Annotated in this window: 23 protein-coding genes; 6 read left to right on the top strand and 17 right to left on the bottom strand. The window is 49.1% G+C overall.

Features of this window, described 5'->3' with window-relative positions:
* Positions 1-38 precede the first annotated feature (38 nt).
* Positions 39-599, bottom strand: coding sequence for a hypothetical protein (locus tag ABFI50_RS20035; protein ID WP_048978175.1), 561 nt, complete (start codon positions 597-599; stop codon positions 39-41).
* 97 nt (positions 600-696) lie between these two features.
* Between ABFI50_RS20035 and ABFI50_RS20030 the strand changes: the two genes are divergently transcribed.
* Positions 697-1,029, top strand: a complete 333-nt coding sequence (locus tag ABFI50_RS20030) for a helix-turn-helix transcriptional regulator (RefSeq protein WP_042718067.1) — start codon at positions 697-699, stop codon at positions 1,027-1,029.
* A 197-nt stretch (positions 1,030-1,226) separates the two neighbouring features.
* Here ABFI50_RS20030 and ABFI50_RS20025 read toward each other — a convergent pair whose 3' ends face one another.
* Genes ABFI50_RS20025 through ABFI50_RS20010 form a run of 4 tightly spaced genes read right to left on the bottom strand, consistent with a single transcriptional unit; the run spans position 1,227 to position 6,886 of the window.
* A complete protein-coding gene (locus tag ABFI50_RS20025; protein WP_048978174.1) occupies positions 1,227-1,670 on the bottom strand; it encodes a hypothetical protein in 444 nt (147 codons plus the stop codon).
* A complete protein-coding gene (locus ABFI50_RS20020; protein ID WP_332269119.1) occupies positions 1,670-4,033 on the bottom strand; it encodes a hypothetical protein in 2,364 nt (787 codons plus the stop codon). Before ABFI50_RS20020 ends, ABFI50_RS20025 begins: the two co-directional genes overlap by 1 nt.
* Complete coding sequence (locus ABFI50_RS20015) at positions 4,030-5,538, bottom strand: site-specific integrase (RefSeq protein WP_227643223.1); 1,509 nt, start codon at positions 5,536-5,538, stop codon at positions 4,030-4,032. Before ABFI50_RS20015 ends, ABFI50_RS20020 begins: the two co-directional genes overlap by 4 nt.
* Before the next feature lie 31 nt (positions 5,539-5,569).
* The gene (locus ABFI50_RS20010; RefSeq protein ID WP_109949141.1) at positions 5,570-6,886 is read right to left on the bottom strand and encodes a site-specific integrase; all 1,317 of its coding nucleotides are present in this window, start codon (positions 6,884-6,886) and stop codon (positions 5,570-5,572) included.
* Positions 6,887-7,301: 415 nt separating this feature from the next.
* Between ABFI50_RS20010 and ABFI50_RS20005 the strand changes: the two genes are divergently transcribed.
* Positions 7,302-7,745, top strand: a complete 444-nt coding sequence (locus ABFI50_RS20005) for a PACE efflux transporter (protein ID WP_014883852.1) — start codon at positions 7,302-7,304, stop codon at positions 7,743-7,745.
* 149 nt (positions 7,746-7,894) lie between these two features.
* Positions 7,895-8,257: a DUF4406 domain-containing protein gene (locus ABFI50_RS20000; protein WP_023330429.1), complete on the top strand. Its 363-nt coding sequence runs from the start codon at positions 7,895-7,897 to the stop codon at positions 8,255-8,257.
* A 32-nt stretch (positions 8,258-8,289) separates the two neighbouring features.
* Here the strand turns inward: ABFI50_RS20000 and ABFI50_RS19995 are convergent, their stop codons facing one another.
* The gene (locus tag ABFI50_RS19995; RefSeq protein WP_014883850.1) at positions 8,290-9,051 is read right to left on the bottom strand and encodes a DeoR/GlpR family DNA-binding transcription regulator; all 762 of its coding nucleotides are present in this window, start codon (positions 9,049-9,051) and stop codon (positions 8,290-8,292) included.
* A gap of 86 nt (positions 9,052-9,137) precedes the next feature.
* Here ABFI50_RS19995 and ABFI50_RS19990 point away from each other — a divergent pair, with 86 nt between their 5' ends.
* On the top strand, positions 9,138-9,722 hold the full coding sequence (locus tag ABFI50_RS19990; protein ID WP_014883849.1) for a GDP-mannose pyrophosphatase nudK: 585 nt from the start codon (positions 9,138-9,140) through the stop codon (positions 9,720-9,722).
* Positions 9,723-9,805: 83 nt separating this feature from the next.
* Positions 9,806-10,564, top strand: a complete 759-nt coding sequence (gene tam, locus ABFI50_RS19985; RefSeq protein ID WP_014883848.1) for a trans-aconitate 2-methyltransferase — start codon at positions 9,806-9,808, stop codon at positions 10,562-10,564.
* 8 nt (positions 10,565-10,572) lie between these two features.
* On the opposite strand, the gene ABFI50_RS19980 is transcribed toward tam, so the two are convergent.
* From ABFI50_RS19980 to ABFI50_RS19950, 7 genes are all read right to left on the bottom strand, one after another.
* Positions 10,573-11,763 (bottom strand): cytochrome c biogenesis protein/redoxin, encoded by a 1,191-nt coding sequence (locus ABFI50_RS19980; protein WP_347484895.1) that lies wholly within the window; start codon positions 11,761-11,763, stop codon positions 10,573-10,575.
* Between the two features lie 135 nt (positions 11,764-11,898).
* Complete coding sequence (locus ABFI50_RS19975; RefSeq protein WP_232932481.1) at positions 11,899-13,197, bottom strand: ATP-binding protein; 1,299 nt, start codon at positions 13,195-13,197, stop codon at positions 11,899-11,901.
* Positions 13,194-13,934 (bottom strand): response regulator, encoded by a 741-nt coding sequence (locus tag ABFI50_RS19970; protein ID WP_014883845.1) that lies wholly within the window; start codon positions 13,932-13,934, stop codon positions 13,194-13,196. Before ABFI50_RS19970 ends, ABFI50_RS19975 begins: the two co-directional genes overlap by 4 nt.
* 44 nt (positions 13,935-13,978) lie before the next feature.
* Positions 13,979-14,974 carry an alpha/beta hydrolase gene (locus ABFI50_RS19965; protein WP_023337301.1) on the bottom strand — a complete coding sequence of 332 codons (996 nt, stop codon included), beginning with the start codon at positions 14,972-14,974 and terminating at the stop codon, positions 13,979-13,981.
* A 145-nt stretch (positions 14,975-15,119) separates the two neighbouring features.
* On the bottom strand, positions 15,120-15,560 hold the full coding sequence (locus ABFI50_RS19960; protein WP_014883843.1) for a GNAT family N-acetyltransferase: 441 nt from the start codon (positions 15,558-15,560) through the stop codon (positions 15,120-15,122).
* 52 nt (positions 15,561-15,612) lie between these two features.
* A complete protein-coding gene (locus ABFI50_RS19955; protein ID WP_047027966.1) occupies positions 15,613-16,197 on the bottom strand; it encodes a hypothetical protein in 585 nt (194 codons plus the stop codon).
* On the bottom strand, positions 16,197-17,159 hold the full coding sequence (locus tag ABFI50_RS19950) for a hypothetical protein (protein WP_047027965.1): 963 nt from the start codon (positions 17,157-17,159) through the stop codon (positions 16,197-16,199). The genes ABFI50_RS19955 and ABFI50_RS19950 overlap by 1 nt, the downstream gene beginning before the upstream one ends.
* Positions 17,160-17,336: 177 nt before the next feature.
* Here ABFI50_RS19950 and ABFI50_RS19945 point away from each other — a divergent pair, with 177 nt between their 5' ends.
* A complete protein-coding gene (locus ABFI50_RS19945) occupies positions 17,337-17,885 on the top strand; it encodes a GNAT family N-acetyltransferase (RefSeq protein WP_014883841.1) in 549 nt (182 codons plus the stop codon).
* Here the strand turns inward: ABFI50_RS19945 and ABFI50_RS19940 are convergent.
* The 4 genes from ABFI50_RS19940 to ABFI50_RS19925 form a co-directional block, all read right to left on the bottom strand.
* A complete protein-coding gene (locus ABFI50_RS19940; RefSeq protein WP_014883840.1) occupies positions 17,873-18,787 on the bottom strand; it encodes a bestrophin family protein in 915 nt (304 codons plus the stop codon). The genes ABFI50_RS19945 and ABFI50_RS19940 overlap by 13 nt on opposite strands.
* 201 nt (positions 18,788-18,988) lie before the next feature.
* Positions 18,989-20,440 (bottom strand): tagaturonate reductase, encoded by a 1,452-nt coding sequence (locus ABFI50_RS19935; protein WP_347484891.1) that lies wholly within the window; start codon positions 20,438-20,440, stop codon positions 18,989-18,991.
* Positions 20,441-20,556: 116 nt separating this feature from the next.
* Positions 20,557-21,084, bottom strand: coding sequence for a GNAT family N-acetyltransferase (locus ABFI50_RS19930; RefSeq protein WP_023330421.1), 528 nt, complete (start codon positions 21,082-21,084; stop codon positions 20,557-20,559).
* An 82-nt stretch (positions 21,085-21,166) separates the two neighbouring features.
* The gene (locus tag ABFI50_RS19925) at positions 21,167-22,132 is read right to left on the bottom strand and encodes a sensor domain-containing diguanylate cyclase (RefSeq protein ID WP_023330420.1); all 966 of its coding nucleotides are present in this window, start codon (positions 22,130-22,132) and stop codon (positions 21,167-21,169) included.
* Positions 22,133-22,223 lie beyond the last annotated feature (91 nt).

Here is a 22,223-nt window from a genome sequence, read left to right as displayed (position 1 = left end):
TTTCATGAACTTATTTAACTTTAAATGTTTTTTAAAAGTCATTGCTTTATTGCAATGGTTTTATTAAAAATCCCAATCAATGTGTTTATTTTTTCATTTATCTTAATTTGCTTTTTCTCTTGTTCGAGAGAAAGTTTCCTGAATTCATTTTCCCTGCTCGGCACGGCAATTATCAATTCTTCATAAATCTCCTTTGCTCCTGATACTTTTTCCAACTCGCTGCTGTATTTTTCAATAAGAGTTCTTATTTGAATGTTTACATTGCTATGTTCATAACTGGTGGCACTTGAAATAAGTTGACAGGGGCTTTTTTTGGGTACCTCAATTAACTCTACGTTTTCCTTTACGACATTGAATTCAGATGTGGCTGAGTATAAATATTGATACGCACCTAATTTTCTTACTTTATTTAACAATCCCTTTCTAACCAGACCTTGAATTTGGTTATAAGCAAAAGCTTTTGCCTTTAAATAATTTTTCGGAAGTGAAAATCGCTCGATAAGAATTTTCGCTACTTCGTTACTGGTGAAGTTATCTTTGCCAATATAGATGATTGCAGAAAATATGTACGACTCAGGGTTGGTTACTCTACTATTCATATCACTAAAAAAAGGCTGTTAACTTAGGATTGCTAAGTATACAACAATGACAGATACTTAGACAATCTAAGCATCCGAGGCCGATGAAGATGATTCAGTGTCAGAAAAAAACCCGATACCAGAACGACTTAAAGAAGCGAGATGCAGGGCGGGACTATCACAGCGCTCTCTGGGGCTACTTATTGGCTTTGATCCCGCATCGGCTAGTAGTCGTATGAATCACTATGAGAAAGGGCGCCATGTCCCCGACATTGATACGCTTCGACGGATGGCGGCAGAGTTAAACGTGCCGTTGAACTACTTTTTTTGTGATGATCAGACGACAGCAGAACTTGCATTACTCATATCCCGAATGACAGAGGAAGAGCGAAGTAAACTTATCGAAGCACTCAAAACGTCTTCAGGTGACAACACTGCTGACAAAAAATGATGTTGTACAAACGCCTGCTAAACTTTTTGAAGGTAACAAAAGTGCAGTGCAATAAACCAAGCAGGGCATTACAGTAGTAGACGCCCTCTGAGAAAATGGACTCTAATGAGTGGGCGTTGAAAGTTGCAATGCTCATCTTTCGAATAGAGCAAGGTGTTTATTCATGAGTTCGTAGTGCGAATATACCGCTATATCTATCATTGATCTTTTTTCCTTTTGTGTAATTCCATGATCAAATGCGGAGCAAGAAGGCTTTCTACCGGTATAACCGTATTGATTTTTACCGCTTTGACAATTTCAATCAATGACAAGGTATTCTGTGCTAGTTGTTCGCGAAGCTCTTTATTCTCTTCCTGTAACTGCTGATTACGACCAAGCAAGGCCTGCCGAGTCTTACGGTTCACATACTGCTGTTTTTCTTTGGGACGAAGATTCAGAGGCGATAGTTGTTGATCGACATAGGCTGCAATAAGACGCCTTCGTTCAATGTTACTTAATGTACTTAAGCCACCATTAATGATTCCTTTTGATTTAAGTCTGGCATGTAAGTTTTTAGCTGAAATAGGCGATTTATCAAACCCTTCAATCAACATCAACTGGAGTTCATGCTCTATCTGAGTATCCAATTCTTTACCACGCATTAGTTTTCTTCCTCTTTGTTTTTATGGTGCTCAAGGGCAAATAATTGAGCTAAAGTACGAATTTCACCTTCCACCTTTATCTCTCCAGACAGAATCTCTTGAGCAGAGAGAACTTGTAACAAGTTTGAGCGCCTGCGTAATTGATCGCTTAAGGCATCCAGGTGAGTTAGATTTTCTTCGATATTGCCTTGTATTAACTGGTTGTCTGGAAGGGCCGCGATATACTGTTCATAAGCGAGCGAAGCCTCGTTTAATGCCCGACCTTTGACTGCAATAGTTGAGTATTCATCAATACGACCTGTCAACGTGAAATGCTCACAGGGCTTCAATGCTTGGCACTTCATTCGATAAGGGCATCCCCACAAGTTAACGTCTCTCATGCAGGAGCCCAGTTTTAATGGATGCAATACCGCATGCCTTTGTACCATCTCAGACGCTTGTAATGGCCCTTCATTTTTACTGATTTCCTCGAACGCAGCGGCTATGTCTTCGAATAATCCATCCCCTGACGACGCTTCAATGAAACTAGCAACATCGTTACGATCATCAAAGGTATGCAGGTTTGCCTTTATGTTGGTTTCCAGACTTTGGGTACTATTAAACGTCATTAAACCGCTTTGCTTTACCATATCGAGCGGTGAATCAACGTCAACAGCAGTAAATGCTGACTGCTCCGGTACGGTTGGAACTAAAGGGGTTAGAGAAGCTGCTTTTCGCCGTTCCTTGAGAGCCAGGTGCTGATAATGCTGATTTTGAGTAATATCAACACGCCCCATCAACATCGCTTGTAAGTGGTCTGAGATCTCTGCAATTGCGAGAAAAGTATTAATGTTGTGTCGAGGGATATGCGTGCGGAGCTGAGTAGGGCGGCCGTCATCTTCAAGCAACCTGTATTTGCTGAAAACAGATACATAGCCAGCAACGTTACCTAGAAATTTGTTTAGACCGTTATTATTTAGTGGTAGTGGCGTGGCTTTTAGTTGCAATACTCTCTTTAGAGTCAGTGATCCTTTGGGGAAAAGGAACAATAGCTCTTCATATTTAATCTCATATCTTTTGCCATTTTCTGCCCATGCATGAGTACAGGGAGTATTTGCACTGTTATCACCGAATTCACTTTTAAGAAAATGACTAAGATCAGACTTTGTAAAATATTTTTCTTTTTCATTACCTGATTTAAGGATGACTTTTGCCGGTATAAAGCCACGTTTCTCTAATGCTTTCGAAGCTTTATCACGTAAGCCTGCACGCCCCCGAAGCTCTGATGAGGACTGGACCATGTATTTTACAATATCATCAAGCTCAACGAGTTCACCGGTAATATCACTGATTGGCTTTGGTAAATAATCAGAAAATTTTTTTGATCGTAAATATTCGATATGTTTGCGAGACTCAGCTGTTAGTAACTTCACCGACTTAAATATATTTTCGACCAGAGGTACAGCTAAAGGCTCGACCCAATGCGTTCGTTCGCCAGCCCCCTTAACACCAACATAGCGTATGCCAAGAAAATAATCTGGCAATCCTTTATTCCGCAAACGTTTGCTGAAGTCAGAGTTAACTATATGTCGTTTGACCAAGGCATCCTGTCTGAGATTGAATGCCTCAACAGAACGGAATCCAGTGACGATCAGTAACAGAAGACAATTGAGGGCAATCTTTTCAGTACCGCTTTCAACTCGCTGGATTAACGACACGATATTGAGGAAACCTTTAATGGTAATCAGTGTATCTTCACCATCAGTGGAAGTATCATCCAGCTTGTCTTTTTCTTTTAGTGAGATTGTTTCCCGGGCTTTCCGGGTCAAATTAGTCTGATTGGTATAACAATCATCGGAAACATATTGCAATGTTACTAATGTGAAGGCGTGATGGTTTACTAATTTCTGAATCTTAACACAACGCCCCTTGTAGTTGGCTAGGTTGGTATCACCTGGCCGGGAAGCTGCACTCAGAGTATCCATTGCGCTACGTACGACATCTGTAGTCAGATAGATGGGATGTGTTTGCCCAGTTAACTTAATGAGAGCGCAGTACCATCGTTTCAAAATAATCAGCGTTGCGACAGCAACCGCAGAGGAAATACTGCGATTTCTCCCTCGATAGACGAGTACCAGCATCGCTTTCATGAACAACTGATAAGGCTCGGAGACAGTATGGCGATCATCGATCCCTTTGAGCCGGTTAACCTCATCAAAACGTAATAAATTAGCCCCATTGCCACGTAACCAGCCGGAGCCTTTGATCCCACATATCCAGACAAAGCTATCCCATGATTCTGCAAAATCTGCTGCCAGATTATCTTCGAACCAAGCTTTCTGTTCTATGATAAAAGTCTCAAAGTTCTCTATATTTTTTTTCATTTCCCACAACCTCTGACGTTATGCAAATGACAACGGGCAATCACTGACTTGATTTCTATTTGCGTCGTCTCGTGGACAGAAATTAGTGGATTGAGAGCATTACCAACACTATCTGATACTGCTATCAGCTCATCGACTTCTTTAGAGACGCTATTCAATACGCCCTGGTGATGGCCATCAAGGAAAGGGCGGTAATATAAGCAACCATAGCAGCAACGGACTTCACAGAAGGGGCATTCATCATCGGTTCTCGCACAGCCACCAATCTCATAGTGCAATCGATCACCAACCATACCAACCACGCGTCGACCTTCCCATTCTTTTGAAGGGACAAGTTTCCCAGTAAGCATCATAGCCACCATGTTTTGCCACACAGGGTTAGAACCGAGTGCTTTAGCGCGGATCAATGCCAAGGCTGGGGTCGCACGGATGTAGTGCTTTGCTACAACCAGAGATGAATGGCCAAGAATGTGAGCAATTTCCTCTGCACTAGCGCCCTGCATTGCAAGTGAGTGACCAACGTTGTGACGTAGATCAGTAGATGTGATTGACGGGGGAGCGGCCTCTCCGCGACCAACGGCAGTTTGATATTCAGGGGGACTGAAGTTTAGAATGGCTTGGCTTATAGATTGGGAGACAAAAGCAGGGGCAGACACTCCCATTTCGAACATTCTGTCATGGGATAATAACTGAGCTTTGTCCACATAATGCTTGATTAACGCACCAATTTCCGGAGGTATAGCAAGCAGCAAACGCTCGGTCGTAAGGCGTCTCTGTTTGACGTAAGGTAGTAGAATGCTATATCTAATTAGCCCAGTATGTGTATCACATGTATCAATTCTCAAGTCTCGAACAGATAACTTTGCCAACTGCACGGGACGCGCTCCAGTGGCATAACTTAACGCCAGTACTGCGGTATGTTTTAACTCTTTAATATCATAAGTTTTACCTCTGGCCAATCCAGTTGCTATCTCAAATAAACCTTTAGTTATCATGCTTTTTTCCAAAGGTTCGAGAATATTGTCAATGTCCTGATAAATCTCCCAGTTAAACGCATTTGGTCTAGGTATAAACTCAAGATCCTCATAGTCTTCCAAAGTAAATCCAGGGAACTCTTCACAACAAAGGATCTTCAACCCAAATAATATAGAATAGAAAGCTCTGGCATCGAGAATATCGCCCTCTATATACTTGCGCAAAATAATTAATGTAAAGCCGCCTTTTTCCCGGCAGTAACTTAACGCTTTAGCCCACTGATGTGACAATACTGGCAAGAAAGTTGGGAACATAGTTGATGCATATTTGAAGCAAAAATATTTTAATATTGCATTTGACATTTCATCAAGATTAAACTTAACATATCGCCGACTTCCAGAAAAATAAAAAACCCATCTATCTCCCTCATTATGAATATGCGTATCATCAAAATCGTTGCTGGATTTCAAAAAAATCCTTTTAGGAATAACTAATGATTTTATTTTTGAAGAGAGATCCCGCTCATACATCCCAGAACTTTGATGGAACAATATTTTAGATTTAATACCCATCAAACAACCCCTTCATTAAGTAATCGAGTTCAGAATCTTGTTGCAGTAATCTCTTAATATTTACTGCATTGGCTTGCTCAGACATAAACCTTTTTGCGTAAAGGTCAGGCATTTTACTTTTTATACTCCAACCGCCAAGTAAACGAAGCGCCTCTTTCGCTTCGTCCATCACTCCCATAGAAAATGAGTTTTTTACGAAAGCAATATCAGAGTTATTGATTTTTTTATTCTGCAAATGATAAATTTTTTTTAAAGTTAAGTAAGCCCAAGTATGCCGTGTGACATGTGGTGTGAATTTTATTATAGTATCAAAGTGTTCTATAGACTTACATTCAGGATAGTAATGTGAAAAAACCTTATCTATCTCAGAAAAAATTAAATGCACTGCATTATAGGACAACGGTTTATCAGGGTTTTGGCTCGATGCAAATATAAAGTTGTGAGTCAGCGAGGATTTTCTAATTTTTCCCATATAAATCATAAGAAATTCATAATCAAGCTTGTCAAGCTCCAAAACTCGATGTGAGTAATCATTTTTTAATGACGGGGCATGTATTCTTGGATCAGTTATGTTGCTAGGCATGCTAATGATTAAGCTAAATTTATCACCTTTTATACTAGCTTTAACCGATGTGCACTCTAATAATAACAGCTCAGCGACACGCAGCCCATAGTTGAGCATTAACCGCAAAATCAAATAATTACGAAACTGGATAAACCCAGAAGGGAAGGGGTTTAGAAAGTTATTTTTATGTTTTGAATTTGGTACTACTATACGATAAACGTTTTCAACCATATCACCAGTCATACTGCGAAATCCCGGAATGACGCGATAATACCGATGATTACTTCTTTCAAGAGTTTTAAATTCCTCTTTACATATCAGCAAACGAGTATTCAGGCGGGATGCATGACGAGACAATTCTTTAGGTGTTTCATTTCGATAGTAAGGAGATATATAGGTAGCGATTAGGTAGCCTATGAATCTAATCACTGCACGTACTCTGGCGGCATTTGTCACGCTGCTAGAATGTTTAAATGGCAGTGATCGTGGTGTGGAGTTTACTATCCGACCATTTTCTAAATATTGAAAAAAGTCAGCCATCTCATGTATAGCGATTGCAGGGTCATGTCCGGAGAAATAAAAGCTATAGCAGAATGTAGTTCTATGCTTCATGAACCAAAAATCATAAAAAAACTTAATTGCCTGGAGGGAGGCTGATTGAGTTGAGGGCGAGCGATACTCCAGATGGTCAACTACATACCTTAACGGATAAAGTGCGGGTAAACAGAGGGTTACATCCATCAGAATCCAGCGCCGTCGGCCATTTGAACTTACAATTTGGGAAAGTGAGTACATAGATACACCCAACATGCAGAATGAGGTGAAGTAAATGTACGATAGACCTAACGCAATAAAAGGGAGGTATGTCAAAATTCCCAACATGTTGATTTTTGTAGCTGAACCAGTGAATCATGAAGTAATAGACCCATGGAGGTTATTTAACATAATATACATTATGCGCACTTGCATTAGGTAAGGCGAAATCTGGCGTTTCGTGGCTGTCATTTGTCCTGAATGCTGATAGTCTCTGAAAGCGTCTCCGTTGACCATCTCACAGTGCCTTCCGCTTTTGCTCAGAGTTTCAATCCTGCGTGTTTAGAAAAAGTTGAACGATGCCTGATATACTTCGGCTTTTGGAAAACGCAGCCCTGAGCAAATGGAAATTGAATTAAATAAAAGCGTTAAAGAACGAATCTTCCATGCTGTCATTTTTGAAGTCATAGCTAACGTTATCATCGCGCTGTCGCTTGCCTGGTTGATGAACGTTTCGATACTCCAGTCTGGCTCGCTGTCCGTGATATCTGCATTGACCGCGACGGCATGGAATTTTGTTTTTAATAAACTCTTTGACTCGCTGCAGAAAAAATACCGCTTTCAACGAACCTTCCTTGTTCGTGCTATCCATGCGGTGGGTTTTGAAACAGGACTGATCATCACCTTAATCCCCGTTGCGATGGTTATGCTGGATTTACCCATCACTGAGGCATTTTTCGTTGAGATTGGACTGGTGCTGTTTTTCCTGCCATACACAATGCTGTTTAACTGGCTATACGATTACCTGCGTTGGATGTTCGTTGGACGGAGGCGTTCGGCTTCATAGCATTAGCCCTTCTGTCTAAGTGATTAAATGCTCTGTCATGCATGCTTTTACACGAAAATGCACGAAAACATTTCATAACGCGGCGGTAATCTCGTAAGATATCGTCTGCAAACGTGCAACTTCATGCAACTACACTGACAGAGGTATCTATGACACAACAGCTTATTTTAATTGCCGGCCCCTATCGAAGCGGCACCGATGGCCTTCAGGCGCGCATTGATGAGAATCTTGCGCGTCTCGAAAACGCCGCATTAGCCGTATACCAGCGTGGTCACGTTCCGGTCATTGGCGAATGGCTGGCTCTGCCGCTGGCGAAGGCCGCGGGCTCGACATCGTTGGGAGATGACATCGCAGAATCAATGCTTTACCCCGTAGCTCACCGGCTCATCGCAAAATGCGATGCGATTTATCGGATTGCCGGTGCGTCTAAGGGGGCGGATATGGACATTGAAGTGGCCAGGGAACTTGGCCTCACGATTTATACTACGCTGGAGAGCATTCCTCAGGCTTAACGATGACCGTGCCAGTCAGTCATCTGACTGGCTCATGAGGAAGCCAGTACGACCGATACCCCTTTTTCGGATAGCGTATGCACCCAGCCACGATCGGTATCGTCTTCGACGACAAGGGTATTCGCTAAGGATACGTCCCCAATCACAAACGATGACGCCGTATTGATTTTTTCCGGTGAAGCCAGAACAACCGTCTCGGCCGCTCTGCCGGAAAATGCACGTTTGATGCACGCCTCTTCGAAATCGCCCGTGGTCAGCCCTGCTTCCGGATGGATCCCGGTCACGCCCATAAAGAACAGATCGGCATGAATGTTTTCGATACCTTCGATGGCCGCCGCGCCGACTGCAACAATCGAGTGTTTATACAAACGGCCGCCAATCAGAATCACTTCAATAGCGGGATGATTAACCAGCCCCAGAGCAATGCTCGGACTGTGCGTCACCACGGTAATACGCAAATCAGGCGGTAAGAAAGTAATCAGTTCAGAGGTGGTCGTTCCACCGTCAATGATCACTACCTGGCCCGAAGAAATCAGCTGCGCGCCCTTCTGCGCTACCTTTCTTTTGGCATCCATTTTAACGGACTGACGCTCTGCAAAAGGCACAATAGCGGAAGACGACGGCAGCGCACCGCCGTGAACACGCTGTAAACGCCCTTCTGCCGCCAGCTCGCGTAAATCACGCCGGATGGTGTCCTCAGAGACATCAAAGAGAATGCTGAGCGCTTTAGACTGGACCTGGCCTTCGGCGCCGAGCTTCTCAAGTATCAATTGTTTTCGCTGACTGGTGAGCATTCTGGATTCCTGATATTGCATGATAAATCTTGAAACTGCACGTTAATGCTGTTATTGATCGTTACTCTACGTAAGGAGGACAAAACGTGCAATCGAAACGTGCAGATGTGCGCATCATTAACGATGAAATATTGTCAGATAACTGGTACTTACTCAAAAAATATACCTTTGACCATCAACGACGCGATGGCGAATGGCAGCGACAAACACGTGAAGTCTATGACCGGGGGAATGGCGCGACTATTCTGCTCTACAACCGTGATAAAAAAACGGTGATTCTGACTCGCCAGTTCCGTTTCCCGGTCTTTATCAATGGTCATCAGGGTGATCTGATCGAGGCTGCTGCGGGCCTGCTCGACAATATGGATCCAGAGAGCCGAATAAAGGCAGAAGCGGAAGAAGAGACCGGGTTTAAGGTGTCGAGCGTGCAGAAAATCTTTGAAGCCTATATGAGCCCGGGTTCCGTTACGGAGAAACTCTACTTCTACCTTGCCGAATATCAGCCAAAGGATAAAACCAGCGCAGGCGGCGGTATCAAAGCGGAGGGTGAGGATATCGACGTGCTGGAGCTCCCCTTTGAGGACGCTTTGCGGGGCATTGAAACGGGCATGATTGTTGACGGGAAAACCATCATGCTGCTCTATCATGTTGCACTGAAAGGCATTCTGTAATCTGACCTTGTTGCGGCACCTGTCCCGGTGCAGGTGCCGGCCTGTGCTATCCTTGCTGGTACACGCAAAAAGGAGATCTAAAGATGGCCGACTGGAACCCTTCTCTTTATCTGCAATACGGTGCTGAACGCACGCGTCCTGCCGCTGAGCTACTCGCCAGAATCCCACTGGATGACGTCGCCACCCTCGCCGATTTGGGCTGTGGTCCGGGAAACAGCACGGCGCTGTTGCGCCATCGCTGGCCGAACGCACAGATTACCGGGGTCGATAACTCGCCCGCCATGCTGGAAGAGGCGCGCAGTGCGCTGCCGGGCTGCCGATTTGTTGAGTCCGATATCCGCCAGTATAAGCCGGACCAGGCGCTGAATTTGATTTATGCCAATGCGTCATTGCAATGGGTTCCAGACCATTACGATCTTCTGCCTCACCTTGTTTCTCTCCTCGCGCTTAATGGCGTCCTGGCGATCCAGATGCCGGACAACTGGCTTGAGCCTACTCACGTAGCCATGCGCGAAGTGGCCCTGGAGCAGGACTATCCTGACCGCGGTAGAGAACCGCTGCCTGGGGTCCATGCCTACTATGATATTTTGTCCGAAGCCGGGTGTGAGGTGGATATCTGGCGGACGACCTATTTCCATAAAATGCGCTCGCATCAGGCCATCATTGACTGGGTCAGCGCCACCGGGTTACGCCCATGGCTCCAGGAACTGAACGAGCACGAACAGAAACGTTTCCTGAAACGCTACCATGAACTACTGGAAGAGCAGTATCCGCTCCAGGAAAACGGGCAGATACTGCTGGCTTTTCCTCGATTGTTTATGGTTGCTCAGCGTCAACCCTGAGGCGGTAATCAGGAACGGGCTTCTTTCAGCAGCTGTTGAATCACCTGTTCCTGTTTATCGTAATTTCCCTCCCCAAAGGAGGTGTAGCGCAGCTGCCCTTTAGCATCAAAGTAATAATGCGCTGGCCAGTACTGGTTGCCGAAAGCATTCCAGATTTGGTAATTATTATCCGTCACAACCCGATACGGCAGTTGCCATTTATTCACCGCATTTTTTACCGACGAGATCGGTTTCTCCCACGGATATTCCGGGGTATGAACCCCAATCACGACCAGACCTTGCGACTGATACTTTGTGGCCCAGTCGCGCACATGGGGAAGCGTATGCTGGCAATTAATGCAGTCCCAGGTCCAGAAATCAATCAGGACCACCTTCCCGCGCAGTGATTCAGACGTGACAGTGTCACCGTTTATCCACCCTGTTCCACCGCTCAACGACGGCAGCTGGCTACTCGGCTCGGTCATCACCACCGGCTGGAGCTTCACCGCTTGTGTAGCGGGTTTTGCCAGATTCAGCAGCGTGGTTTCAAGACGGTCCGCCACCCCATTTGCGCCTTTCAGAACAGACGTCATTCCGGTCGCGTTAAAGACGACAGCCGCTAACATCACCACGCCAGCCCCCTGGCGAAGCTTCGCCATCAGCGCCGATTTTGCTCTCAGTGGTGCCATCAGCGTGCGGCCTCCGAGAACGAGTAAACCCAGCATTAACGCGCATCCACTGCCGTAGGCGGCAAGTAACGCCCCTGCCGCGATGGCTGAATGTCCCGCAATATTAAGGCTGAATATCGCCCCCAGAATGGGACCTGCGCAGGGGGACCAGAGCAACCCGACCGCCAGCCCGGCCAGAAAAGCAGATGCCATACCGCGTGTTTGTCCGCTTCGGGTGTTCAGGACGTTTCCCGCGCTGACTGCTGGCCCGGCAATTCGCTGGGCAAAGGAGGGAAAAATTAACGCCAGCGCGGCCGTAGCCAGAATGATAAGCGCGATCCAGCGTCCAACGACGGTGGCTTCAGCTATCCACTCGCTGGCGACGGTGACAACCATCGCAACCAGGGTGAACATCACGATCATCCCCGCGAGCAGTGCCATAATATGTCGTCTTTGCCCCTGAAAACCGGCAAACAGGAGGGGAATAACCGGGAGCGTACATGGACTGAGCAGGCTTATCATCCCGCCCAGAAAAGCAATTATCAAAAACATAGAGACCTCACGATACAAGTCCTGCGACGCTGCAGTGAGGCTATTTCATCGTGCGGATGTGTTCAGGATATGTGTAAAAGCGCGGGTTTTGTCTGGCTCTGTATCTTCCCGGAAGGCAGATACAAAGCCATACAATTAACGTCGTGGGAGCGTAACGGAGACATCCAGCCCGCCCTCGGCGCGGTTCGCCAGCTTCAGCTTGCCGTCCAGCTGTGCGGTCAGTTGCGCAGCAATTGCCAGACCCAGTCCGGTTCCACCGGTATCACGGTTGCGCGATGTTTCAACCCGATAAAACGGCTGCAATACGGCCTCCAGTTCGGCATCGGGTATTCCCGGGCCGACATCAATAATGTGGATCACCACCTCACTGGCGGATGAATCATCAATGACAATGTTGGCGCGCTCGCCAAATTTCAGGGCGTTATCCAGCAGGTTGGTCATCACCCGGCGAAGCGCCTGCGGACGCGTCGCAATCGGCAAACGGGATTCGCCCGCCTGAAATTGCACGTTTTTACCGATGTCCTGATAATCACAGGCGATGCTGTTTATCCAGGCATTAAGTTCCAGCTTCAGCGATGTCTCTTCCAGTGATTCTGATGACCGGGCATAGGCAATCCCCTCGCGCACCAGACGCGACATATTATCAAGGTCATCCATTAGCTTGTCGCGCAGTTCAGGTTGTTCCGCCATTTCGACCCGCAGCTTCATGCGGGTAATCGGCGTCTGGAGATCGTGCGAAATGGAGGCCAGAATCTGCGCACGTTCCCGGAGATAAGACTGAATACGTGCCTGCATGGCGTTGAAGGCATGGGCAGCCCGTTGTACCTCAAGCGGCCCTTTCTCGGTCATTGGCGTATTGGCCGCCGGATCCAGGGCGTCAACCGCGCGGGTAAACTGTGAAAAAGGCCGCACAACCTGCCGCACGGCAAACCAGGAGCAGGCCGCGAGCAGCAACAGTTGCAGGATAAGAACAACGGGCAGCCAGCTAGCGACCGGTGGCATGCGCGGGATCAGATCAATGGTCAACGGCGCACCGTCGTGTAACGTAAGATGCGCCTGGATATGTGAAATGGTGCCAGGAACAGCCGTAAAGCTGAGCGGGTATTGTGCTGCCAGTGTCGCTTTTAACGTCCGGATGGCATCCTGGGAACGCTTATCCGTCGGTGCGTTGCCCGGCTCACCCGGACCGAGGATATAACGATAGTTACCCCGCTCAAGGCGCGGCAGCCAGGCCGCCCGTTCAGTGGCCGGCAAGCGGTCTAAAATGGCCACGCTGGTCGCGACATCGTATTCCAGGTTACCGAGCATCACCGTGCGGGCGCTGTGCATTCGTTCTATCATGACCAGCGTCAGGCTCAGGGCGTTGGCCAGCAACAGGCCGGGAAGCACAATGATCAGCAAACGGGCCAACAGTGAGCGTGGCCAGAACCTCATTCGTTCGCCTCTTTGATCGTGACCGGCATGGTAAACACATAGCCCTCGCTGCGCACGGTTTTAATATAGGCGGGTGTACGCGCATCTTCATTCAGGCGCTGACGTACCCGGCTGACCAGCAGATCGATAGAACGTTCAAACAGTTCGGCGTCGCGCCCCTGCGTCAGGTTGAGCAGCTGATCGCGAGTCAACACGCGCTGAGGATGATCGAGGAAAACGCGCAGCAGGCGATACTCCGCCCCGCTGAGCGCCACAATCACCCCTTCCGGGTCTATCAGGTGGCGGGCAACGGTATCGAGCTCCCATTCACCAAACGTCACCAGTCGCCCTGCTTCTGTTACCTGTAAATTGGGCGGCATTGTACGAAAACGGCGTAAAATCGCTTTGATTCGCGCCAGCAATTCGCGCGCAACAAAAGGCTTCACAACGTAATCATCCGCCCCCATCTCCAGCCCCAGGATCCTGTCCGTCTCCTCATTACGCGCCGTCAGCATCAGGATAGGCAGATCTTTATGTTTACCGACACGCAGTTGCCGACACAGCGTAAGACCGTCATCGCCGGGCATCATGACGTCCAGCACCACCAGGTCGATATGCTGTTTATCCAGCACGGCGCGCATCTCCTTGCCGTTGGCCGCGCCGGAGGCGCGATAACCGGACTTAACGAGATAGTCGACAATCAGTTCACGAATATCCCTGTCGTCATCGACGACAAGGATATGGTCAATATGCTCCACCGAAATCTCCAGACTGAAGGGTAACGTATTGAAAATAGCACATTTCAGAGTTTATCTGCGTCGACCACAGCGTTAACGAAATCTTGCGGATCTTCCTGAGGTGGATTGTGACCCACAGTCGCCCCAAAGGTGCGGTGTTCATACTTACCGGTAAATTTACCCGCGTAGGCCTGTGGTGCCGGATGCGGTGCCCCGTTGTTTCCGCCTTCGATGGTGATCGTTGGTACGGTGATATTCGGCAACGTGGCCAGTTTTTGCTCGTAGCTGTCGTATTTGCGCTCACCTTTTTCTAGCCCTAAGCGCCAGCGGTAATTGCTGAGCGTCACCGCGACGTGATCCGGATTATCGAGCGATTTGGCGCTGGCGTTGAAGGTTGCATCGCTAAATTTCCAGTCCGGTGAGGCCTGCGACCAGATCAAACGGGCGAAGTCATGCGTGTTTTTAGCGTAGCCTTCCGCACCGCGCTCGGTGGCGAAGTAAAACTGATACCACCACTGCTGCTCTGCTTTTGGCGGCAACGGTTGTTTGCCAATCTGCTGGCTGCTGATGAGATACCCGCTCACCGAAACGAGCGACTTAACGCGTTCTGGCCACAGCGCCGCAACGATATCCGCGGTGCGGGCACCCCAGTCGTAGCCTGCAAATACGGCCTGTTTAATATTCAGGGCGTCCATCAGATTAACAATATCTTTCGCCATCGCAGACGGCTGGCCGTTGCGCGGGGTTTTAGCTGACAGGAAGCGAGTGGTGCCGTAGCCGCGCAGAGAAGGCACAATGACACGGTAACCTTTTGCCGCGAGTGCGGGAGCGACTTCAGCATAGCTGTGAATATCGTAGGGCCAGCCGTGTAATAAAATGACCGGTTGACCGTCTTTCGGGCCGATGTCGACATACCCGACGTTAAGGTCGCCGGCGTTAATTTGCTGCGGGTGGTCAAAGGCTGCCGTGAAGCTGGTGCCGGTGACTTCGGCCTGACAGGACATCACGGTGCCAAGAGAAACGGTCAGAGCAAGGGTTGAGTAAGCGAGTTTGCTGAACATATTGGTATCTCCGATTGAGTACAATTCACGGGGATATAACAACACCTCTATGTATAGCGGATATGTGCGAAAGCGGGTTTATTGCAAGCCTGTGTATGTATCAGGAAATCAGATACTGTGTGATACAAACACAGGCGTTTTAGCTTTACAGGGAGAGGCGATAGCGAACGTAATCGTCGGCCTCACCGTATTGATCGTAGAGTTTACGCGCCGGGTTATTCTCCCGGGTGACCCAGTACAGTTTTGACCACCCTTCACGCTTACCTTCTGCAATCAGGGCATCTATAAGCGCTTTGCCCGCCCCCGCGCCGCGTTCAGCAGCATCAACAAACAGATCTTCCAGGTAGCAAATGGGCGCTGTTGACCAGGTGCCTTCGTGCAGAATACACATTGCGAAACCGATCACTTTTTCGTCCTTCTCTACCACGCGACAGAACATCGACGATTGCGCTGAGAGCGCCCTCTCCCAGGTTGATGCGGTAACGGATTCCTCAAGATAGCACTCATAGAAATGGGTATAGCCATCCCACAGCGGTCGCCATTGAGAATAATCATCTTCGCGTAGCGGTCTTACCGTAACTGCCATGTGTTCCTCGAAATACCTGTTAATTGCCATAGTGAAACAGCGTAGGGTCGTATCACCTTTTTAATCGCATTTTGCGGGCCAGACGGGCAAGACGCTGCGTACGGCAGTAGAGCGTAAAGAGCACGAACCCTTTTCCATTCATCACCAATCTGCAAAGTACCAACGCGAAGAAGGCAATGACCAATGGCCAACTACTTCCGTGATGTGCAAGCAAGAGATATACCGCCTGAACGACGGTTATTATCAGCAAAATAAAGAACAGCGCCAGAAATCCCGCTAACCCTGACGTTAATCCCCGAGCCAGAAGTACGCTTGTGATGATGAGCGCGCCAATCATGACCAATGACGGTAAGAAAAAGCTCAGTGCATGGTGTAAGGGTGATAAGCCCGGAAACGCATGGAGAAAAGGCAGAAGATTAAATGCAAAAGCCACTAAAAACAGAGGAAGCAGCACCGCGACCGGATAAGGGTTTTGACGTGGAAGCTCATTGAGCGGCCGGGAAAAATAACGTTCAAGCTCGGGAGTGAAATGGTTCAATAGATGGATATCATGATGAGAAATAGCCTCTTCTAACTCCCTTCCATGCTGCAGAAGATCCTGGAAAACTTTCCCTGTTAAAAAAGTAAGAAATCTCATCAGAATACCGCCAACGACTGAATGGTACCGATAATGTATTTACCCGTACGTGGTATGTTACCGGGCGCGGCAACAACACCGCTTACAGCACTTCCTGCCAGCGCCGCGGCGCTTGTAACCACTTGTCCAAGTTGACGTGTAAGTTCTACCTGTACTGGTCCGGTTGGAAAGCGTTTCGGGTAAAGACCCGCGCGAATGAGAGCCTTAATTTCTTTGTTACTTATTCCTGGGTTCTGCGCTCGAATTATCAGCTCTGTCAATCGCGCACGATCCTGCCGGGGATAGCTTTTTAACCACTCAGTGGCTTTTAAGGAGGAGACAGATTTCATTGCTCGCCATGTAGTAACGGCTTCTTTTAAAGCGCCGCCAGCACTTGCCAACGAAATGAGATCCAGGGAAGTCGAGGTAGCAACGTACCATTCTTGTGAATCGAGCCAGGCAACATTTCCGCCACCGTTTTCAACCAAATCATAGATACGATATAGGCCGTTAACGCATTGCAACCCGGTCGCCATGGTGCCTGCATAGCCAATAGCGACTAAAACACCACTCCCTCCTGCTGTAAGAGGGGCTGCCGCCGTACCTGCAAGCATGACGCCACCAGTAATGATCATTGCACCGCATGAAAGTACCGTCGATGCAAGCTCAGTGCCCATAGATGTGGAAGTTACAGCATCAGTCAGGGATTTACCCACACTAGATGTGGATGGTTGTGATGTTGCTTTGGACACAATAATGTGGGTAACAATTCCACTTTGCCCATTAGCATGACGCTTGCCAGAGCGAACCAGGTAGCGTTGAGCACCATCAGAATAAATGATCCCCGCTTGCGCGAATTCGCGATTACAGTCCATAGCGGAGCCAAGCGCTTTGAAATCAAAATCTGCGGCCCCCAACCCTGCCACGCGCGCATAATCATAGCTGGGTAAATTTGTCTCAGGATTCATTCCAGGCAAAACCATACATTTCTCCTTATGTGTGTGGGCAAGCTGCTTTCAGCTAATCTGACGGAAATCAAACGATCTGTAGTGCAAAATATTGGTAGAAAATAAGTTACAGCGCAACTAACCAGAATCTGATAGAACTGAAAATACCAGAACCCAAACAAAAACATAACGCTTATATACGGAGATCCGCGGATGACAATACCTACGCTCACGACTGAACGCTTACTGTTAAAACCGCTGGTTGCCGAAGATGCAGTCCAGATACAGAAGCTATATCCGCGCTGGGAGATCGTGCGTTATATGGTCTCTTCGGTGCCCTGGCCTTACCCGGATAACGGTGCGGAAAATTATGTTAACAACGTGGCGCTGCCCGATATGGCAAAAGGGATTGCCTGGTTCTGGAGCATCCGGCGTCGCGAAGTACCGGATGAACTCATGGGTATTATCTGCCTGTACGATATTGAAGATAACAACCGCGGATTCTGGCTTGCACCGGAGTTTCAGGGTAAAGGCTATATGCGGGAGGCTAGCATTGCGGCGACGGATTACTGGTTCAATACGCTGAACAAAGCGGTGTTGCGTGCGCCGAAGGCCGCCGCCAACAGCCGCTCACGTCGTATTTCAGACAGCAGCGGCATGCGGCTTGTCAGAACGGAAAAGAAAGCCTACGTCAGCGGTATGCTTGACTCCGAACTGTGGGAGATCACCCGCGACGAGTGGAACGCCCGTCAGGTCAGCTGATAATGCTTATCTGGCATCAGCCTTTCAGGAATGTTCTCTTCATCGTTCATCTGCAGCAGATCGCGTTCCATATTGTTGCAGATGGCGTCCAGCGGCAGATCGTTATCTTCCGTACCAAACGGATCTTCCAGCTCTTCTGCCAGGGTATCCAGCGAGATAAAGGTGTAAGAGATCAGCGCGGAGACAAACGGTGTCATGTAATGCAGGTCCACAACCAGCGCGAACGGCAGCATGATGCAGAACAGATATACCGTGCGGTGCAAAATCAGCGTATAGGCAAACGGCACTGGCGTCGTCGCGATACGCTCGCAGCCGGAAAGGACGATGGACATGTCGTTCAAGCGGTTGTTCAGGCTATGGAAAAGAATGTCCGAAAGCTGTCCGTTACGCCGCCGCACGGCAAGCCACTCCCCCATGATCAGTAGAATACGGTTGGCCGGCGAGTTGGCAGCCATCACGTGCCGTAAATCATCCGCAGCAAGATAACGAGCGAGTTCTTCAGCGTTCAGTTCCCGGCGCAAGGTCATACGCAGGCAGTTGGCAAAGGCAATCTGCAGGCGAACAAACTCACCCAGATGTTTATCGTCAGGCAAGGTGTTTTTTACCTCGCGAAACAGCGAGCGTGCCGCTATCATCAACTGCCCCCAGAGCAGTCGAGCCTCGACGTAACGTGAATAACAGGCGTTGTTTCTGAAACCCAGAAAGATAGCGATCGCCACGCCGAGAATGCTGAAGGGCGCGACGGTAAATTTGATGCCCAGCGAGGTGTACCACGGCAGCATCAGGATCACGGCGATAGAAAGCAGGAAGTTGAGCAGCAGTCGGGTATAGATTTTGGGAAGTACCGAACCGTGCCAGACAAAAATCAGTTGTAGCCAGTGCTGTTTAGGACGAACAATCATAGTGAGTTTCAGGCAAGAAAAGAGCGTGGCTATTAAACGTGATCCCCCTCACGGTTGCAAGCATGTTAACGGGACATTGCATTTTCCCCTCTGCAAAGCGAAATATGCACGGTGCTGATTCTCTTTTTTAAAAACGGAGTAAATAGTATGTTGTAACTAAAACAGATTCTATTTAAACCCGGCCGCAGCCGGGTGACGTGATTAGCAAAGTGGCTTCACCGCTGCGCGCATTCCCTTCAGCAGAATGGCATCAAGATCCAGCGTCACCTGGTCCACCAGGCCGTTCACCTGCGTCAGGTCCAGCTCCCAGTGCTCTCTCTCGCTCAACACAGCCTGCACCAGTTCACGGGTACTTATCTGATTATCGCGGTGCCGCGCCCATAACTGCTGATAACATTCCAGCCAGTTCGCATCATCCTGTACCGGATAGCCCTCCCCGTTACGCTCCGCGCGATAAAACGCAATCAGGGCCGCTAACGCAAACGTCAGACGGGGTGGTAACTGCCCCCTGACCTTCTGCCCGGCCAACAGCTGCGGCAGAATGCGGGTGCGGTATTTAGTCATGCCGTTGAGCGCAATCGAGAGCAACTGGTGTCTGATGTAAGGGTTCCGAAAACGCCCTGTTACCGCGCTGGCGAACGATTCCAGTTCATCACGTGGCAGATCGAGGACCGGAATAATTTCCTGATAAATCGCTTTTTCGACGAAGGCACAGATATCGGCATCATTCATCGCCTCACCGACCGTATCCAGCCCCGCCAGGAACGCTACCGGCACCAGTGCCGTATGCGCACCATTCAGGATGGCGACTTTACGTTCTTTGTAGGGTTTGATGTCATCCACAATCAGCACATTAAGCGGATACTTATCCAGACGCAGTTCTCGGGCAAGGAATGCAGGCCCCTGAATGACAAACAGATAGAAGTGTTCTGCCGTATCCAGGAACGCATCGTGATATCCCAGCTCAGCTTCCAGCGCGGCCGCTTCATCGCGCGGGTAACCGGTCACAATACGGTCAACCAGCGTTGAGCAGAAATGGTTTGCTTCATTTAGCCACTGGATGAAAGCGGCAGGCAGCGCCCACTCCTGCGCATAACGCAAGACCAGTTCACGCAAGGCGTCTCCGTTGTAGTCTATCAGCTCACACGGAATGATGATCCAGCCCTTATCGGTCGCACCATTGAAGTGGCTGAAGCGCTCAAACAGCAGGCGCGTCAGTTTCGCCGGATAGCTCACGGCAGGCGCATCGTCGAATTTGTCACCCGCGTGATAGCCGATCCCGGCCTCGGTGGTGTTCGAGAAGACAAAACGCATATCGGGGTTGTGGGCCAGTTTCAGGAACGCATCATACTGGCTGTAGACGTCGATCTCCCGGTTAACCGAGCGGATAAGACGGCTCTCACTTACCGTTTCGCCCTGCTCATTCAGGCCGCGAATGATGGTGGTATAGAGGCCATCCTGGGTGCTCAGCGAGGGCGGGAAAGCACTCTGAATGGGGCGAACGATAACCACACCGGCATTGAGATCGGTATGTTCATTTAGCAGGTCAATTTGCCAGTCGACAAACGCACGCAGGAAGTTGCCTTCACCAAACTGGATGATGCGTTCAGGGTATTGAGCACCGGGAAAATCACGACGGTTAAGCGTGTTCACAATGGGTTCCTTTTATGATTAGTCATACAGCCTGATAAGATTGGTACGATAACTTATCAAAACTTTCCGACCAGGAACCCTGTTTCGATCAATTCACGGCGTGGTTGTGACGAAAATTATAAGAATTTGTAGAACACGGACGTCGCCGTCATGGCACCGTCCGGCATCAGGGCGTAGCGCGGGATCTCACCGACCTTTTGCCAGCCGGCACGCTGATAAAACGTCTCAGCGCCGCTGCCGGTGGAGGTATCGAGTACCAGAACCGAAATATTTCTGGCGCGGGCTTCAGCCTCAAGCGCTTCCATCAGCGCCATCGCGGCCCCTTTGCGACGCGCTTTTTCATGTACCAGAAGTTTTGCCACATCGGCACGATGAGGTTGATTCTCTGGCTGGTCGGTAATCAGTTGCACCGTTCCGATAACGCCCAGCTGGGGATCAACGCTGGCAAGTACAACGCGCTCATGGCGCCCTACGCTTTCAGCAATACCGAGCCAGAATGAACGGGCCTTCTCGAGGCTAAACGGCAACATGAAGCTGACGGATGCGCCGCCGCTCACGCAGTTTTCGAGGATCCCGGCCAGCGCATCAAGATGAGTGAGAATGTCGTCACGGGTGAAGTTTTGGATATGCAGCGAGGTATTCATTGTTTGTCCTTACGTTGAATACCCACACTTTGCATTTAACATTTTCTTAACGCAATCGGGTCAGTCATACGCTTTTGTTATATCACCGCCCGCGCTGCCGCTGCTGCTTCATGGCATACATTTTTGCATCGGCATCGTTGAGCCACTTTTGCAGGTCGTTACTGTTGTGATCAAATTCACTCAGCCCCCAGGAGAACTTCAGCGACCATGGGTGTAACTTGCGCGCATTGTAGTTTTCGACCTGCTCGGCGAGATACTGCATGGCAATCCACGCCCCCTGCTCATCCGTGTCGGCAAACAGCACCGCAAACTCATCGCCACCGAAACGAACCAGCAGATCCGCTTCACGGAAAGAGGTACGCATCAGTTGCGCCATGACTTTAAGCGCCTTATCCCCCTCCTCATGCCCGTAACGATCGTTAATCTCCTTGAACCGATCCAGATCCAGCCATCCTAGCGTCAACGGCTCAGCACGGCGTCGGGCAATGGAAAGCGTGAACCGCACAAGCTGATTAAAGCCGCGTCGGTTGAATAACCCGGTCAACTCATCCGTGGTCGCCGCGCTGATGGCGGCAAACTCATCCTCAGCCAGCGCGCCCAGGTCACCCAGTACGGCGAGATCGGCCGCTGAAAACTCGCGAGGAGCGTAATCAATCAGGCAAAGCGAGCCAACGCTTGCGCCGTCTCGTAAGCGCAGCGGGAAGCCCGCGTAAAAACGCACGCCGGGCTCACCGGCCACCAGCGGGTTATCCGCGAACCGGTCATCCTGACGCATATCCCCTACCACCAGCGGAGCTTCAGTGAGGATCGTATGGCCACAGAAAGAGATGTTACGCGGAACGGAACCGGGTGCCTGTCCATCCGCCGATTTCACGATCAGCGAGTGCTCATCAATAAGATTGACCATCGCCAGTGGCACCTGGAAAAAGCGTTTCGCCAGGCGCGTTAAGCGGTCAAACGCCGGGGAACTGTCGATCTCAAGCAGACCCGATTCGCGCAGCGAGTGAAGTCGGTCTGTTTCATTTTCAGGTGTTGCAGGTGCTTTCATAATGTCTCCTGACGTAAAGCGTTACTCAAAGCGTAGCTTAAACAGAGACATTGTCAGTGTGCGAATATCCTGTTAAGCCGCTATCTAATTC

It is taken from the genome of Enterobacter sp. HNDS-6 (assembly GCF_039850505.1).
In the GTDB taxonomy this organism is placed as follows: domain Bacteria; phylum Pseudomonadota; class Gammaproteobacteria; order Enterobacterales; family Enterobacteriaceae; genus Enterobacter; species Enterobacter kobei.
The sequence above is the reverse complement of the archived record's forward strand: the minus strand, read 5'-3'. Positions and strand labels throughout refer to the sequence as shown.